This window comes from Sphingomonas sp. M1A8_2b (genome assembly GCF_053345535.1).
This window is the reverse complement of the sequence record NZ_JBKFAH010000001.1, coordinates 625,518-642,287: the sequence shown is the minus strand read 5'-3', so window position 1 is coordinate 642,287 and position 16,770 is coordinate 625,518. Positions and strand designations below refer to the sequence as shown.

The 16,770-nt window shown below is 65.8% G+C and carries 13 protein-coding genes, 1 tRNA gene and 1 pseudogene; 4 read left to right on the top strand and 11 right to left on the bottom strand.

Going from position 1 to position 16,770, the window contains the following annotated elements; translation table 11 throughout:
• Position 1 precedes the first annotated feature (1 nt).
• Genes ACLBWL_RS03140 through ACLBWL_RS03130 form a run of 3 tightly spaced genes read left to right on the top strand, consistent with a single transcriptional unit; the run spans position 2 to position 5,376 of the window.
• Positions 2 to 3,052, top strand: a complete 3,051-nt coding sequence (locus ACLBWL_RS03140) for an efflux RND transporter permease subunit (RefSeq protein WP_447790147.1) — start codon at positions 2 to 4, stop codon at positions 3,050 to 3,052.
• Positions 3,045 to 4,484, top strand: coding sequence for an efflux transporter outer membrane subunit (locus tag ACLBWL_RS03135; RefSeq protein ID WP_447790145.1), 1,440 nt, complete (start codon positions 3,045 to 3,047; stop codon positions 4,482 to 4,484). The genes ACLBWL_RS03140 and ACLBWL_RS03135 overlap by 8 nt, the downstream gene beginning before the upstream one ends.
• A 40-nt stretch (positions 4,485 to 4,524) precedes the next feature.
• Positions 4,525 to 5,376 (top strand): MipA/OmpV family protein, encoded by an 852-nt coding sequence (locus ACLBWL_RS03130; protein WP_447790143.1) that lies wholly within the window; start codon positions 4,525 to 4,527, stop codon positions 5,374 to 5,376.
• Between the two features lie 698 nt (positions 5,377 to 6,074).
• Here ACLBWL_RS03130 and ACLBWL_RS03125 read toward each other — a convergent pair.
• Positions 6,075 to 6,165 (bottom strand) — tRNA-Ser (locus ACLBWL_RS03125).
• Between the two features lie 82 nt (positions 6,166 to 6,247).
• Here ACLBWL_RS03125 and ACLBWL_RS03120 point away from each other — a divergent pair.
• On the top strand, positions 6,248 to 7,111 hold the full coding sequence (locus ACLBWL_RS03120) for a peptidylprolyl isomerase (protein ID WP_447790141.1): 864 nt from the start codon (positions 6,248 to 6,250) through the stop codon (positions 7,109 to 7,111).
• Here the strand turns inward: ACLBWL_RS03120 and ACLBWL_RS03115 are convergent.
• From ACLBWL_RS03115 to cyoB, 10 genes and pseudogenes are all read right to left on the bottom strand, one after another.
• Positions 7,108 to 7,962, bottom strand: a complete 855-nt coding sequence (locus ACLBWL_RS03115) for a pirin family protein (RefSeq protein WP_447790139.1) — start codon at positions 7,960 to 7,962, stop codon at positions 7,108 to 7,110. The two genes, ACLBWL_RS03120 and ACLBWL_RS03115, sit on opposite strands and share 4 nt — an antisense overlap.
• Before the next feature lies 1 nt (position 7,963).
• Positions 7,964 to 8,535, bottom strand: a pseudogene (locus tag ACLBWL_RS03110) (NADPH-dependent FMN reductase).
• 185 nt (positions 8,536 to 8,720) lie between these two features.
• The gene (locus tag ACLBWL_RS03105; protein WP_447790137.1) at positions 8,721 to 9,515 is read right to left on the bottom strand and encodes a DODA-type extradiol aromatic ring-opening family dioxygenase; all 795 of its coding nucleotides are present in this window, start codon (positions 9,513 to 9,515) and stop codon (positions 8,721 to 8,723) included.
• Positions 9,516 to 9,811: 296 nt separating this feature from the next.
• On the bottom strand, positions 9,812 to 10,879 hold the full coding sequence (locus tag ACLBWL_RS03100) for a spore photoproduct lyase family protein (RefSeq protein WP_447790135.1): 1,068 nt from the start codon (positions 10,877 to 10,879) through the stop codon (positions 9,812 to 9,814).
• Positions 10,880 to 10,915: 36 nt separating this feature from the next.
• Complete coding sequence (locus ACLBWL_RS03095; RefSeq protein ID WP_056490014.1) at positions 10,916 to 11,449, bottom strand: response regulator transcription factor; 534 nt, start codon at positions 11,447 to 11,449, stop codon at positions 10,916 to 10,918.
• 244 nt (positions 11,450 to 11,693) lie between these two features.
• Positions 11,694 to 13,022, bottom strand: coding sequence for an ATP-binding protein (locus tag ACLBWL_RS03090; protein ID WP_447790133.1), 1,329 nt, complete (start codon positions 13,020 to 13,022; stop codon positions 11,694 to 11,696).
• On the bottom strand, positions 13,019 to 13,741 hold the full coding sequence (locus ACLBWL_RS03085; protein WP_447790131.1) for an SURF1 family protein: 723 nt from the start codon (positions 13,739 to 13,741) through the stop codon (positions 13,019 to 13,021). The genes ACLBWL_RS03090 and ACLBWL_RS03085 overlap by 4 nt, the downstream gene beginning before the upstream one ends.
• Positions 13,741 to 14,127 (bottom strand): cytochrome o ubiquinol oxidase subunit IV, encoded by a 387-nt coding sequence (cyoD, locus tag ACLBWL_RS03080; protein ID WP_447790129.1) that lies wholly within the window; start codon positions 14,125 to 14,127, stop codon positions 13,741 to 13,743. The genes ACLBWL_RS03085 and cyoD overlap by 1 nt, the downstream gene beginning before the upstream one ends.
• Entirely contained in the window at positions 14,124 to 14,762 is a 639-nt protein-coding gene (gene cyoC / locus ACLBWL_RS03075) for a cytochrome o ubiquinol oxidase subunit III (protein WP_447790127.1), read from the bottom strand. Before cyoC ends, cyoD begins: the two co-directional genes overlap by 4 nt.
• Positions 14,763 to 14,766: 4 nt before the next feature.
• Entirely contained in the window at positions 14,767 to 16,767 is a 2,001-nt protein-coding gene (gene cyoB / locus ACLBWL_RS03070; protein WP_447790125.1) for a cytochrome o ubiquinol oxidase subunit I, read from the bottom strand.
• Between the last annotated feature and the right edge of the window lie 3 nt (positions 16,768 to 16,770).

Below are 16,770 nucleotides of genomic sequence, written 5' to 3'. Positions count from 1 at the left end.
GATGGACCGCTTCAATCTGTCGCGCTGGGCGATCCGGCACCCCGCCCTCGTCGGCTTCCTGATCGCGCTGCTGTTCGCCGCCGGCACCGCACAGTTCTTCGCACTCGGCCGCGACGAGGATCCGACCTTTACGCTGAAGGAGGTGATCGTCGCCGCGTCCTGGCCCGGGGCGACGCCGACGCAGATGCGCGCGCAAATCGCCGACCCGATCGAACGTCGCCTGCGCGCGACCGAAGATCTCGATTTTCTCCAGACCTACTGCGTCGACAGTCGCTGCGCGATCCGCGTGTCGCTCAAGGATGGCGCGCCGAAGGACCGCGTGCCGGCGATCTGGCAACAGGTGCGCAAACAGCTGAAGGATCTCGAGCCAGGTTTGCCGGCGGGGGCTTCGGTCGCCGCCGATGACGATTATGCCGACGTCTATGGCTATGTCTTCACGCTGACCGGCGCGGACAATGCGCGGCTGGTGACGCTCGCCGAGCAGGCGCGCGACGCGATGCTCCGCGTACCTGGCGCGGGCAAGGTACAGATCACCGGCGAGATTCCGCGTAGGCTGTTCGTCGATGTCGACTCCCGCCGGCTCGCCGGGATGGGACTGTCGCCGAACGCTGTGGTGCAGGCTTTGGCGAAACGCAGCAGCGTGGCGCCGGCGGGCGTCGTCGATCGGCCGATGCGCGTCCCGGTCCGCATCGGCGGTGCGGCCGACGGCATCGATGCGGTCGAGAACACCGCCGTGGCCAGCACGGACGGAACGATCAGGATCGGCGATATCGGCACGGTCAGCAACGGCTATGCCGATCCGCCCGATGGCTTGGTTCGCCATGCGGCCAAGCCCGCGGTGGTGCTGGCGATCGCGATGGCACCGGGTGCCGACGGTCTCGGCTTCGGCAAGCAACTGTCGCAAGTCGCCGCCGCGTTCGGCCGCACGCTGCCCGCCGGGGTCAAGATGACTCAGGTCGAGGACCAGAGCCAGAACATCCGCGAAGCGGTGGATGCGTTCCTGATCAAGTTCTTCTGTGCGCTGACGGTGGTGCTGCTCGTCGCGTTCGTGACGCTGGGGTGGCGGACCGGCGTGGTGGTCGCGCTGTCGGTACCGCTGACGCTCGCGATCGTCGCCTTGTTCATGGGGGCGAGCGGGATCGGGCTGGAACGGATCTCGCTCGGTGCGCTGATCCTGTCGCTCGGGCTGCTCGTGGACGATGCGATCATCAGCGTCGAGGCTATGGTCGTTCAGCTCGAAAAAGGCGCGAGCCGGGCCGATGCCGCCGCTTATGCGTGGACGCACACCGCCTTCCCGATGCTGACGGGGACGCTGCTGACGATCGTCGGCTTCCTGCCGGTCGGGTTCGCGCAATCGACCACCAGCGAATATGCCGGTGGGATCTTCTGGGTGACGGGGTCGGCATTGCTGGTCAGCTGGGTCGTCGCGGTGGTGTTCACGCCGTATCTCGGCGTGCGGCTGCTGCCCGAGGCGGGGGGGCACCACGTTGCGGACGCGATGTACGACACGCCGGTGTATCGGCGGCTGCGCAAGCTGGTCGATGCGTGCATGGCGCGGCGCAAGACGGTGGTCGCGGTGACGACGGCGCTGCTGGTGGCGAGCCTCGCAGGGGCGATGCTGGTCCGCCAGCAATTCTTCCCGATCTCCGACCGTCCCGAGATCATCGTCGACGTAAGCCTGCGCCCCGGCACCTCGCTGTCCGCCACATCGGTGGCGGTGAAACGGATCGAGACGGGGATCGTGCACGACCGCGATGTCGCGCAGGTCGACAGCTATATTGGGCAGGGCTCGCCGCGCTTCTATCTGCCCTACGGCCCGTCTTTGCCCGATCCCGCGACCGCGACGATGGTGCTGGTCGCGACCGATCTGCATGCGCGCGAACGCGTGATCGCGCGGTTGCTGGCGAACCATGCCTCGCCCGAGGCCAAGCTCCACGTCCGCCGCCTGTCGCTCGGGCCGAGCGCAGGCTTCCCCGTGCAATATCGCGTGATCGGCCCCGATCCGGAGGTACTTCGTACGATTGCCGCGCGGATCGAGGCGGTGCTCCGCGCGACGCCGGGGACGACCGGGGTGCAGGCCGATTGGGGGATGCCGTCGGTCGCGGTGCGGCTCGATCTCGATAGCGATCGGGTCGCGCGGCTCGGGCTCGATCGTGCGCAGCTGGCGGGCGAGGTCGCGACGATGTTGTCGGGTCAGCCGGCGGGCGATGTGTTGCAAGGGACCAAGCGGATCGGCATCGTCGTGCGCGGCACGGCGGCGGATCGCGGCGATCCGGGGCGGCTCGGCGATATGGCGGTCAGCACGCCCGGCGGTCCGGTGCCGCTCGGTCAGGTCGCGCAGATCGGCGCGACCACCGAGCAGCCGATCGTGTGGACGCGCGACGGTGCGCTGTGCATGACCGTGCAGGCGGACATGACCGGCGACGTGCAGGCCTCCGAAATCGTCGATGCCGCCGCCGCGCGGGTTGCCGCGATCACGAAATCGCTGCCCGCCGGATACCGGATCGAGGGTGGCGGCGACGGCGAACTGTCCGCCAAGGCGAACGACGCGATCTATGCGCTGCTGCCAATCACCTTCGGACTGATGCTTCTGCTGCTGATGATCCAGCTGCAGAGCATCGGCCGGACGCTGTTAGTGCTTGCAACCGCCCCCCTGGGCGTGATCGGCGCGGTGGTGGCGCTGGTGCTGACTGGTGCGCCATTCGGCTTCGTCGCTCTGCTTGGGCTGATCGCGCTCGCTGGAATGATCATGCGCACCTCGATCATTCTGGTCGATCAGGTGCAACATAACCAGGCCGAGGGCATGGACCTGCATCCGGCGATCGTCGCCGCGACGATTGGCCGATCGCGCCCGGTTGTACTGACTGCGTTGGCGGCGGTCCTCGCCTTCATTCCGCTCTGCTTCAATATCTTCTGGGGGCCGATGGCGATCGTCATGATCGGCGGCCTGATCGGCGCGACGATCCTAACGCTGGTCGCCCTGCCCGCGCTCTACGCGCTCGTCTTCGATCGCCCATCCAGCCTTCCGCTGCAGGACCACCACCATGCATGATCCGACCGTATCGCGCGCGGTTTCGCTGCTGCTCGCCGCCACGCTGGCGGGTTGCACGGTGGGTCCGAACTTCACGCCCCCCGCGGCGATCCTGCCGCCGGTCTGGCAGGGATTGGCATCGACGTCGGCATCGGCAGCCTTACCCGCCAGCACGGACGGACGCTGGTGGCGCAGCTTCGACGATCCGGTGCTCGATGCGCTGGAAACCCGCGCAGGGTCAGCGAACCTCGATATCGCCGCGGCGATCGAGCGCATCACCGCGGCGCGGATCGAGCGCGGCCAGGCGCGCGCCGCCGGGTCACCGCAGGTCGACGGCCAAGCCGGCTATAGTCACGAGCGGCTTGGCACGGCGGGGATCGCTTCGGTCACGCAGACGTTGCTCGGCGTCACCCCGACGACGACCCCGCCCAAGGGTGTCGATTTCGATCTCTACAGCGCGGGCGTCGGCGCGAGCTGGGAACTCGATCTGTGGGGCGGTCATCGACGTCAGGCCGAAGCAGCCGAAGCCTCGATCGAAGCGACCGAAGCCTCTGCAAACGGCATCCGGCTGTCCGTCCAGGCCGAGGTGGCGCGCACCTATTTTCAGCTACGCGGCCTGTGGGACGAGAGCCGCATCACTCGGGACGGCGTGGAACTCGCCGAACGTAATGTGGCGATCGCGCACGCGATGCTGGCGCGTGGCCTAAGCACGCCAATCGATCTCGCTGCGGCCGAGGAGAAGCTGCGAACGCTGCGCGGCGATATCGTCGACCTCGACCATCGGGCAGCGACAACACAACGCGCGCTCTCGGTCCTCGTCGATGGCACGCCCGATACTGCCCCGTTCGATCGTACGACGCTACCACCGCTCAGCCCCCTCCCGGCGACGGCGGTGCGCAATCCCTCGGACGTTGCCCGGACCCGCCCCGATATCGTCGAGGCCGAAGCCCGGCTTCATGCGGCAACCGCGCAGATCGGCGTCGCCGAAGCGGATTTCTATCCGAAGATCAGCCTGACCGGCCTGTTCGACATCGACGTCCTGAGTCTTTCCGACTTCGGCTGGAACGCGCGCAGTACGAGCATCGGGCCGAGCCTGTCGCTGCCGATCTTCTCAGGCGGCCGGTTGCAGCGGCAGCTCGATCTGCGCCGGTCGGAGGACCGAACCGCGGCGATTGCCTATCGCGATACCGTCATCAACGCTTGGCGCGAAGTCGACGACGCGCTGTCCGCAATCCGCGCCGCCGCCGAGCTAGCCGGCCTGTCAGACCGCGATCTTGCCTCCCGGCGCCAAACGGTCGTGATGATCGAGGCGCGCTACGCCCGCGGCGAAGTTGGCGCGCCGCAACTGCTCGACGCCCGTCAAGCGGCACTTTCGGCGGAACTGGCGGACGTTCGCAGGCGCGTCGCGGTCTCGCTCGCCCACATCCAACTCCACCGCGCGCTCGGTGGATAGCCGGTCACTTCTCCCTCATCGTTAGACCAAGGATCTTTCCATGCTCTGTACTCGCGCCGTAGCGTTCACGCTCGCCAGCATTCTGGCCATCGTCGTCACACGACCAGCCAACGCGCAGGACCAACCAGCCGACCCGTACCGTGATACCGTATCGGTCGGTCTCGGCATCGCGGCGCTGCCCGATTACGAAGGCTCCAACGACTACCGGATCACCCCCGCCCCGGCCGCGATTGGCGCGATCCACGGCTATGGGTTCGTCCTTGCCGGCAACCAGCTGAGCATCGACCTGATAAAGGACAGGCCCGGCCCGATTTGGGATTTTCAAGCCGGCCCTGTCGTCCAGCTCAACTTCAACCGCAGTGCATCGAGCAACATCTACGACCTCCGCGTCCGCGCGCTCGGCAAGCGAGCCATCGCGGTCGAACTCGGCGGCTATGTTGGCATTGGCAAGACCGGCGTGCTGACCAGCCCGTACGACAAGCTGTCGGTCACGCTCGGCTATCGCCACGACACCAGCAACGTCCACGACAGTGCCATCTGGAACCCCAGCATCACCTATTTCACGCCGCTGTCCCGCAAAGCCGCGATCGGCCTGTTCGCCTCCGCGGACATCGTCGAACGCGGCTATGCCCAGACCTATTACAGCGTCTCCGCAACACAGAGCACGGCGAGCGGCCTGCCCGTCTACACGGCCGGCGCTGGCCTCAAGAGCTGGACGCTTGGCGCGCTCGGCAGCTATTCGCTCACTGGCGACCTCCTTCGCGGCATCAAGATCGTCGGTGGCGGTACCTATGGCCGCATGGAAAGCAAAATCGCGCGCAGTCCGCTCGTCGCAATCGCCGGGTCGCGCGACCAATGGCTCGGGACGATCGGGCTGGCCTATACATTCTAGCCCGTCGCCCCAATTGAGCCAGCTGACCCGCCTGCGGTCATTTCCGGCTGTCTTTTCTTCGCTTAACTTCAGCCGTTCGTCATACAGCAATCGGCGTACCAACTCGTCTGATTTACGCGCTCCAATTGGGTTTCTGGAAAAAATGACCTTTTGCCGATCGCAGAAAGATTGCGAGAGATGATCGACCATCAGGGCCGATCCGTTACGACGATTGCCTCACTCAGACCGCCAGGCAATTGTAGAAACACGCGGTCGCATTATCGCTGATCGACTCGTCGGCATGCTGGTTCGGGACAAGAGCGGCCGCACGGTGCAAGGGTACGAGCCGCCCCAAGCACATCGATCGCCTGCCGAGAAAGTGGTACCAGAAAGTCGAACCGCTTGCCCCGCTTGAACGTGACCTTCAACTGCATGTGGTCCGCCGGGCGCGCCAGACAGGCGCAATCTCGCTAAAGGCTTCCAGCGTGACCCAGCTGGTGGTCCGGAGTAGCACACGCGCCTCCTACCGCGGCGCCAACGCTGGCTGGCGTTTCTTTCATCCCTCTCCTCAAGACTTCGTTCGCCCCCTCCCCCCGAATGCCCCAATCGAGCGTGAGCTTGGCTGGGACAGCATGGGATGGAGCGCGGCTGCCGCACGAGGCAAAGCCACGGCAACTCGCTCCCTGCAGGCCTGTATGAGACGGGTCGACACGGGAAGGTGGCGGAGCGGGTGGGATTCGAACCCACGATACGCTTTTGACGTATACTCACTTTCCAGGCGAGCGCCTTCGACCACTCGGCCACCGCTCCGCATTGCTCTGGAAAGGGGCCTGCTAGTGTGGGTTTCGTTGGGGCGCAAGCGATTGCGTGCGATGAACGGGTCGGGCAGTCTATGGCGATGATAAATCTCCTGATCGCCGCCACGTTGGCGCAAGCCGTTCCCGTCGCCGCGGCGCTACCTTCCGATCCGGCTACCGCCGACTGGGTGGCGGTGCCGGACGACGAGATGCTCGTGTTCACGCTCGCCAATGGCCACCGGGTCACGGTCCGGCTCGCGCCACGCTATGCGCCGGTGCATGTCGCCAATATCCGGAAGCTGGCGGTGGCACAGTGGTGGGATAAGGGGACCAGCGTCTACCGGGTGCAGGACAATTACGTCGCGCAATGGGGTGATGCGACCGAGAAGAAGCCGCTCGCTGCGGGCGTCGTCGCCAACCCGCCGGCGGAGTATTCGCATGCCGGGCCGACCACCGTCGTCCGCCTGTCGCAGCGCGATCCCTATGCCGAATGGGCGGGATACAGCCGCGACGGATGGCCGCTCGCCGGCAATGGCGCAACCGAGTGGCTGCCGCATTGCTACGGCATGGTCGGCGTTGCCCGCGATCTGGCCCCGAGTACCGGTAGCGGGGCCGAACTCTATACCGTGATCGGCCATTCGCCGCGTGCGCTCGACCGCAACATCGCGGTGGTCGGGCGGGTGATCGACGGGATCGAGTGGCTGTCGTCGCTGCCGCGCGGGACCGGTGATCTAGGATTCTATCAAACCGAGGGCGAACGCAGCCCGATCGTGTCGGCACGGCTGGCGAGCGACCTGCCGCCGGCCGAGCGACCGCATTTCCAGTATCGTGCGGCGGACAATCCGCGGTTCGTCGCCTGGATCGCATCGCGCGAGAACCGGGCGGGGCCTTTCTTCACGGTGCCGGCAGGCGGCGCGGACATCTGTGCCGCGCTGCCGCCGGTGCGTAAAGCGCCCTAACGCATGATGGGCGGCTTGCCGAACAGGCCTGCGTTATAGTCTTCGATCGCCTGTACGATCTCTTCACGCGTGTTCATGACGAACGGGCCGTGCGAGACGACGGGCTCGCCGATCGGGTCGGCGTGGCCGTAGAGAATCGTCGCGGGAGTTTCGGTTTCGACGGTGATCGTGTCGCCATCGCTGCCGAACGTGGCGAGGTGATGCGGCTTGATCGGTGTGCCGTTGGCCGAGGGCGAGCCGGCGACGACGTAGAAGAAGATCGCGCGGCCGCTTGGCGCTGGCAGGTCGAGCTTGGCGCCGGCTTCGAGTTCGACGGTCATCATCGCAACACCGGTCAGCGATTCGATCGGGCCGCGATCATCGCCGAAGCTGCCCGAGATCAGGTTCACTGTACCGCCGTCGACCGGGATCGCGGGAATGTCCTCGCGCTGGAGGCCGGTATAGGCGGGCTTGGCCATCTTCAGGCGGCCGGGGAGGTTGACCCAGAGTTGCAGAATCTCCAACGGACCGCCGTCGCGCTTGAAAGAGGCGGGCGAGATTTCCGCGTGGATCAGGCCCGAGCCGGCGGTCATCCACTGGATGCCGCCGGCTCGGATGATGCTTTCGTGGCCGCCGCTGTCGAGATGCGCCATCTCGCCCTTCAGGATGAAGCTGACCGTCTCGAAGCCGCGATGTGGGTGCGGGCCGAACGGGAGGCCGGTGTTGCCGGGGCGATAGGTCTGCGGGCCGTGATGGTTGAGGAACAGGAACGGATCGACCTGGGGCAGGCCCGGCCCCGGTAGCGGGCGGCGGGTGACCAGATCGGCGATGTCGTCGCGCTGGGCGGGGTATTGGTGGAGGACCTGCCGCATGTCAGGACGCCTCGCGGTCGGCAGCGGTCGGGCGGGCGATGTCTGCGAGCAGGTCGTCTACGCCGCCTTTCAGGAAGTCGAGCGTGCGCTGATCGGTGAGGCGACCATCGGCGATCTTCTCGTGCACGGCGCCGACGACGGCTTGCGGACGCAGGACGGTCCGCGCGCCGATCGAGGCTAGCGTCTCGTTGAGTTGGGCGTGCGCGCGCGCGCCGCCGACTGCGCCGGGCGACGAGGTTAGCGTGAAGACCGGCTTGCCCGTGAGCGTCGCCTTGCCATGCGGGCGCGAGGCCCAGTCGAGCGCGTTCTTCAAGACGCGGACATGCCGTGATTGTATTCGGGGGAGGCGATGACGATCCCGTCGGCCGCGCCGATCGCAGCGCGCAGGGCGGCGACGGCGGCGGGGGGCGTGTCGGTGTCGGCGTCCTGATCGTAGAGGGGCACGTCGTTCAGCGGAAAGATGTTCAGCGTTGCCTGGTCGGCGACTGCCTCGCCAAGCGTGGCAAGGATTGCGCTGTTGTACGAGCCGCGGCGCAGACTGCCTGAGATGGCCAGCAGGACGGGAAGAGCCATGGGAATTCCTTTAGCGTTGAACGATGAATCGATCCTCCCCCGCCAAGGGGAGGTGGCTGGCGCATGCCAGACGGAGGGGGAGGAAAGGGAGAACTGCTGTTCCGTGTCCTCCCCCTTCGCCACCTTCGGCGACACCTCCCCCTCGCGGGGGAGGATTCGCGCGCGCCGGTGGCCGCCTGCCCTCATCAGTTGAAGCGGTAGCCGGAGATTGCGGTTTGCAGGACGCGTTCGTTGTAGACCTGCGTGCCGGGTTGGTCGGAGGCGCCGGCGACGACCATCAGCGGTAGGAGGTGTTCCTCGCGGGGGTGCGAGAGGCGGCCGGCGGGGGCTTCGGCCCAATCGGCCAGCGCTGCGGTGCGGGCGGTCGGTTGGGCCTCGACGACCGCAGTCAGCCATTGGTCGAACGCTTCCGACGGCGCGGTGAAGCGAGGGTCGCCGTAGCCGCGCATGTTGTGGAAGCTCATGCCCGAGCCGACGATCAGGACACCTTCGTCGCGCAACGGGGCGAGCGCGCGGCCGGCGGCGGCGTGGAGCTCGGGGTCGAGATCGCGGTCGACCGACATTTCGACGACCGGGATATCGGCGTCGGGGAAGGCGATCTTCATCGGGATGAACACGCCGTGATCGAGGCCCCGCTTTGGGTCGACGATGGCGGTCAGGCCCGCTTCGCGAAGTAGATCAGTGGCGCGGGCGGCAAGGGAAGGCGCGCCGGGCGCGTCGTAGCGCAACTCGTAGGTATGCGCGGGGAAGCCGCCGTAATCGTAGATCAGCGGCGGCTTGGCGGCGCCGGTGAAGGCGAAGCCGCGCGTTTCCCAGTGGCCGGATGCGACGAGGATCGCCTTGGGCTTTTCAGGGAGCGAGGCGGCGATCGACCGCAGGTATGCGGCCATACCGGTCCAGGTGCCCGCCGGGTCGTCCATGAAGAAACAGGGTCCGCCACCGTGCGGGATGAAGAGGGTTGGCTGGCGGATGTTTGTCATGGTCTGGAGGTAGGCGGCGGCGCGGACGATCGGAAGGCCGCGAATGGCAACGCTGCGTTGCCGGGCGCGGAGTGTGCGTTGGTGCTGCAGCGGAGGTTTGGGGCCGTTCGGGAAAGCCTTGCAATTGGGGTGCAGGCTGATGAGCATCGCTCTCCGATCAGGCCCCGGCCTTCGCCGGAGTGGTGGCGTTTCTCATACTGCCTTGTTCTCCCGCGAAGGCGCGAGCCCGGACTGGGTTCCCGCCTTCGCGGGAGAACAAGGTCGGCCGCGGGAGCGTGTGCGTGTTGGTTCCGGTTTCATGTCCAGTAGAGGATGCGGGATTGGGGGAGGTGAGCGGCGATTGCGGTTTGGAAGAAACCGCGGAGGTCGCGCATTGTGTCGGCGTCGTAGACGTATTTGACCGAGCCGAACTTGGTGCGTTTCTCGGTGCGGTTGGCCATGCTGAGGTCGAGCGACGAGCCGGGGTACCAGGTTTCGAGCACCGCTTTCGATCCGGGGGTGTAGCGGTGGGTGATCAATTCGATAGTCACGTCGGGGATGTCGGCGAGCACCCTGGCCGCCTCCGCTAACAGTTCGCCATACGCCTCGCGCCAGCCTTCGGCGGCGATGATCGGGGCGACCGTGAGGCCGATCTTGTAGCCGGCGTCCGCCATTTTCCGGAGCGCCACCAGCCGCGCGGCGACGGGGCTCGTGCCGCCTTCGAAGCGCGCATAGGCGGCGGGGTTGATCGAGGCGCGCATGCGGGTGCGGCCACGGTGGTCTAGCGTCAACAATGGCTCGACCGCGTCGAACTTGGTGGTGAAGCGTAGCTGCACGTCTGCCTCCCACGCGCCGAAATGCGCGATCAGTGCGGACAGCGATCCGGTGACGTGCTCGATGCCGAGCGGGTCGGTGTAGCAGGACGCCTCGAACGTCGTGCCCTCATGCGCGCGGGCGGTCGAGCGCGACGTGACGGTGCCCTGGCCGAGGTGTGCGGGGAGTTCGGCGAGAATCTCGGGGAGGTTGGCGTAGACGCGCGTGATGGGCGGCCCCTTGAGCGAGCCGGCGAGGTAGCAATAGCCGCAATGCGCGGGGCATCCTTCGGCGAGGTCGATTCGCCAGTCGGCGCTGGGGGCGATCGGCTGGAGCTTGCGCTTCGAGGGTGGCGCGACAACCAGTGCGAGCGTCGCCTTGGCTTCCGCATAGGCGCGGCGGGAGTCGTCGGGGAAGTCGAGCTTGAGGCGGTCGCTCGGTAGCGTCGTGACCGGGACGCCCAGCACAGTTGCACGCGCGGCAATCTCGGCACCGTGCTCCCAGGTCAGCGCGGACGGGGTCGCGAGCAGTCGCTTCGGCTGCCAGAGTCGTGAGGGTTTTGGCGCTGGCATCGAACGACAACGCGCGCCTTCGGCGAAGCGTTGCGGCTATTTTACCGGGCGTTTCTCGAGCTTTCGCGCGAGCGTGCGGCGGTGCATGCCGAGGCGGCGCGCGGTCTCCGAAATGTTGAAGTCGGTTTCGGCCAACGTCGTGTGGATGCGCTCCCATTCGAGCGTCTTGATCGAGGTCGGGCGTTCGGACAGTTCGGTGTCGACGCTGCCCTCGGTGCGGTCGAACGCGGCCTCGATATCGTCGGTGTTCGAGGGTTTGACGAGATAGTGCGATGCGCCGAGCTTGATCGCCTCGACCGCGGTGGCGATGCTGGCGAAACCGGTGAGGACGACGACCAGGATTTCGGGGTCGTGTGCGTGGAGCGTCTGGACGCAGACAAGGCCGGAGGCACCGCCCAGCTTCAGGTCGACCACGGCATAGCGCGGCGTGCGCTCGGCGAGTTGCTCGACCAGTTCCTCATGGCTCGCGGCCTGCATCACTTCGTAGCCGCGGCGTTCGAACGAGCGGCGGAGTGTGCGAGCGAACGTTTCGTCGTCCTCGACGATCGCCAGGAGTTTCGGTTCTGTCATGCCGCTAACACCAATCGGAGGCCCGTGTTTGGAGGAGGATTGTCCCAAACCACTCCGCCACCCCGGACTGGCTGAGCGCTTATTCCCGCCAAGCCTGCAACCGTCATTCCCGCGCAGGCGGGAACCCATATTGGCAAACCTCGCGACATGATCGCGACCGCTTGAGCATCTGGGTCCCCGCCTCCGCGGGGATGACAGTTGGATGTTAGACAGGGATACCCGCCGACTAGTGCCGGGACGTGCGTCACGACAGGGCGATTGCTGAGAGAGGCATGCGGATCGTGACTTCGGCGCCGCCGCCTTCGCAGTTCACGACCGACACGCCGCCACCGAGTTTGCGCATGACGTTGACCGCGAGGAACAGCCCTAGGCCGTGGCCGGGTTCGCGCTTGCTCGACTGGTAGGGTTTGCCGAAACTGGCGAGGCGTTCCTTGCTGAAGCCGGGGCCGCGGTCGCGGACGATCAGCGCTAGGTCGCCGTCGGTGCGTTCGCCGCGGAAGGCGACCCAGTGCGGCGAGGCTTCGGCGGCGTTGTCGAGCACGTTGGCGATCACCTGTTTCAATGCGGGGTCGGACACGACCTGCGGATCGTCGCCGACTCGCGTGGTATAGTCGAAATCGACCGACGGGTGCACCGCGCGCCACTCGTCGACGATCCCGTCGAGGAGCTGGTGGAGCGGCATGATCTCGGGGGCCTCGCCGCGCGCTTCGCCGGCGGACAGGAGGATGCCGGTGACGATCGCCTTGCAGCGCTGCACCTCGGACTGCATCTCGACGATCTCGGCCTGGAGGTCGGCGTCCTGCGCGAGCGTCGGCATGCGGCGCCAGTCGGCGAGGATGACGGCGATCGATGCGAGCGGCGTGCCGAGTTCGTGCGCGGCGCCCGATGCCAGGAGTCCCATGCGGACGATGTGATCCTCCTCCGCGGCCTGCTGGCGGAGGTCGGCGAGGCGCGTGTCGCGGGCGCGCAGGTTGCCGGTGATGCGGGTCATGAACAGCATCAACAGCGTCGCGATCAGCATGAAGCAGAGCAGCGAACCGATCGTGTAGAGCAGGAAATATTCGCCGCTGTAATCGGGGGGCAGGATCAGCGGGCGGTAATAGAGCGTGAGCACGCCGAAACAGGCGGCGGTGACGACGACGATCGCCCAGCTCGACCAGCGATCGAGCAGCACCGCGCCGAGCACGACGTGGAGCAGATAGAGCGAGATGAACGGGTTGGTCGCGCCGCCCGCGAGATACAGCTGCGTGGTGAGCAGGCCGACGTCGAACAGCAGCGCGAGCAGGAGCTGGATATTGGCCCCCTTGCGCCAGCCGTAAAGCGGCATGCTGACGAGGTTGAGGCCGACACCCGCCGCCAGCGCCGCGAGCATCGGCACCATCGGCAGGTCAAAGCCGAGCGCGAACCGGGCGAACAATATCGTGACGAACTGGCCGGCGACGGCGATCCAGCGCAGCGTGACGAGCTGGCGCATGTTGGCGTTGCCGGTCGCATCGGTGCGGGCTGTGGCGAGCGCGAGCCAGCGCTGCCAGCTCTGTCGTGCAACCCCCTGCCCCGCCATTGACGACGTCATGTGTCTATCGCCCCCCGCCGCTTGCGGGCATCCTGCCGCACGAACACGACGAACGCACCGATCGTCATCGCGGCGAGTGCGAACCAGGTCAGCATGTAGACGAGGTGGTTGTTCGGGAAGGCGATGATCGTCAGCCCGCCGACCGGCGCGGCAGTGCCGGACTTGTCGGCGTCGACGAAATAGGAGGCGACGTTGGTCAGGCCACGTGCCGAAGCGATCGCGGCGACATCGCGAGAATACCATTTGTCGGTCGCCGGGTCGTTGCTGCGAAGGAAGCCGCCCTTGGGCTCCGTGATGCGGAGATAGCCGGTGATCGTGACCGGGCCGGTCGGCTTGGTATGCGCCGTGCGTTGCTCGGGCGAGACGTAACCGCGATTGACCAGGACGGTGAAGCCTTGCGCGGTCCGGAGCGGCGTGACGACCCAATACCCGCTGCCGAGCGAGGTGGCGGCGCGGACCAGCGTTTCGCGGGAATTATCGAGGGTGCCGTCGAGGCGGATGCGGCGATAGGCGTCGGTGGTGGCGGTGATCGCGCCCCAGGACGCGGGGCCCGGTGGCGCGACCGGCACGGCATGTGCACGGGCCGCGACCTGTTCGATCAGGTTGAGCTTCCAGGCGCGGCGCTCGACCTGCCAGATGCCGAGCGCCATGAACCCGGCGAACAGCAGCAGCGCGACCAGGCCTGCGACATAGACGGCAGGGCCCGGTCGCGTTCTCATCACATGTCCGCCGCGGCCTGCATCGGCATCATGTTCGTGTTCATGTGGTACATCACCCAGATCGATCCGCTGAGCGTGATGACGACGAGAATGATCGTGAAGATCAACGCCATCATCGTCCAGCCGCCCTCCGACTTGCCGCTCATGTGCAGGAAGTAGATCATGTGGACGACGATCTGCGCGACCGCGAAGACCATTACGACGAGAGCTGCGGTCGACGGATCTTTGAATGCGTCGGTCATGACGATCCAGAACGGGATCGCAGTCAGGATGACCGAGAGGAAGAACCCCTTGATATAGCTGCCGCGGGTGCCGTGCGAGGCGTGATCGCCATGGCCGTGATCGCCATGGTCCGCGTGTGCGTCGTGCGCGTGGGGGTCGCTCATCGTAGGGTGCCCATCAGATAGACGAAGGTGAAGACGCCGATCCAGATGACGTCGAGGAAATGCCAGAACATGCTGAGGCACATCAGGCGACGCTTGTTGGCGGCGATCAGCCCGTGCTTCTGGACCTGGACCATCAGCGTGACGAGCCAGATCAGGCCCATCGTGACGTGAAGACCGTGCGTGCCGACGAGCGTGAAGAACGACGACAGGAACGCACTGCGGGTCGGGCCAGCCCCCTCATGGATGAGGTGCGCGAACTCGTACATTTCGATCGACAGGAACGCGAGGCCGAACAGGCCGGTGAAGACCAGCCACATCTGCATGACGCGCTGGCGACCTTCCTCCATCGACAGCATCGCGAAGCCGTAGGTGATCGACGAGAACAGCAGCATCGCGGTGTTCACCGCCACCAGCGGCAGCTCGAAGATCTCCTTCGGGCTGGGGCCGCCGGCATAGCTGTTGCCGAGCACGGCATAGGCCGCGAACAGCACCGCGAAGATGAGGCAATCGCTCATCAGGTACATCCAGAAGCCCAGCATCGTGCTGCCGCCATCGGGATGCTCGTGCTCGTCCAGGTCGTAGAACGAGACTGGTTTCGTCTCGTTCAGGCCGTCCTTCATGGGTATTGCGGACATCGCGTCAGGCTCCCTGGGTCGCGAGCTGGCGGGTGCGCGCGTCCTCGCTGGCGATCACGTCCTCGACCGGGATGTGGAAGTCGCGCTTGTAGTTGAAGGTGTGGAAAATCGTGGTGCCGAAGATGCCGGCGAGCGCCAGCCCTGCGAGCCACCAGATGTACCAGATCATCGCGAACCCGAACGCCACGCTGAGGCCGGCGAGCACGACGCCCGTGCCGGTGCCGCTCGGCATGTGGATCGACTTGAAGCCACTGACCGGACGGACCGCCTTGCGCTCCTTCATGTCGTACCAGGCGTCCAGGTCGTGGACGATCGGCGTGAACGCGAAGTTGTACTCCGGCGGCGGCGACGAGGTCGACCATTCGAGCGTACGACCATTCCACGGATCGCCGGTCAGGTCGGCGAGCTTCTCGCGGTTCCGGATGCTGACGAAGATCTGCATCAGGAAGGCACCGATGCCGGCGGCGATCATGGCTGCACCAAAGGCGGCGATGATGAACCAGATCTGCAGGTTCGGATCGTCGAAATAGCGCATCCGGCGAGTCACACCCATCAGGCCGAGCACGTAGAGCGGCATGAAGGCGAAGTAGAAGCCGGGGACCCAGCACCAGAACGAGATCTTGCCCCAGGTCTCGTCCAGCTTGAAGCCGAACGCCTTCGGGAACCAATAGTTGATCCCTGCGAACATGCCGAACAGCGTGCCGCCGATGATCACGTTATGGAAATGCGCGACCAGGAACAGCGAGTTGTGCAGCACGAAGTCGGCTGGCGGCACGGCAAGAAGCACGCCGGTCATGCCGCCGATCGTGAAGGTCACCATGAAGGCGATCGTCCACATCATCGGCAGTTCGAACCGGATCCGGCCCTTGTACATCGTGAACAGCCAGTTGAAGATCTTGGCCCCGGTCGGGATCGAGATGATCATCGTGGTGATGCCGAAGAACGAGTTCACGCTCGCGCCCGACCCCATCGTGAAGAAGTGATGCAGCCAGACGAGATAGGCGAGGATCGTGATGACGAGCGTCGCATAGACCATCGAGCTGTAGCCGAAGAGGCGCTTGCCCGAGAAGGTCGAGGTGACTTCCGAAAACACGCCGAACGCCGGCAGGATCAGGATGTAAACCTCGGGGTGACCCCAGATCCAGATCAGGTTGACGTACATCATCGGGTTGCCGCCCGAGTCGTTCGTAAAGAACGCGGTACCGATATAGCGGTCGAGCGACAGCATCGCGAGCACCGCGGTCAGGACCGGGAAGGCGGCAACAACGAGGACGTTGGTGCACAATGCCGTCCAGGTGAAGATCGGCATCTTCATCATGGTCATGCCGGGCGCGCGCATCTTGACGATGGTCGCGATCAGATTGACGCCGGACAGCAAGGTTCCGATGCCCGCGATCTGCAACGCCCAGATATAGTAATCGACACCGACATCCGGCGAGTACGCCAACCCTGAGAGGGGCGGCATCGCGAGCCAGCCGGTCCGCGCGAACTCACCGATGAACAGCGACATCATGACGATCACGGCACCCGCCGCGGTCATCCAGAAGCTGAAATTGTTGAGGAACGGGAACGACACGTCGCGCGCACCGATCTGGAGCGGGACGACATAGTTCATCAGGCCCGTGACCAGCGGCATCGCCACGAAGAAGATCATGATCACGCCGTGCGCGGTGAAGACCTGATCGTAGTGATGCGCGGTCAGGTACCCTTCGGACCCGTTGAACGCCATCGCCTGCTGCGCGCGCATCATGATCGCGTCGGAGAACCCGCGCAGCAGCATGACGATCGCCAGGATGATGTACATGATGCCGATCTTCTTGTGATCGACGCTGGTGAACCACTGGTTCCACAGATAGCCCCAGACCTTGAAATAGGTCAGCGCGGCGACGAGCCCGAGCCCGCCGATCGCCACCATGCAGAAGGTCGCGACGACGATCGGTTCGTGCAGCGGCAGCGACTCCAGGGTCAGGCGGCCGAAGATTGTCTTCAACAGAGTGTCGTTCATGAT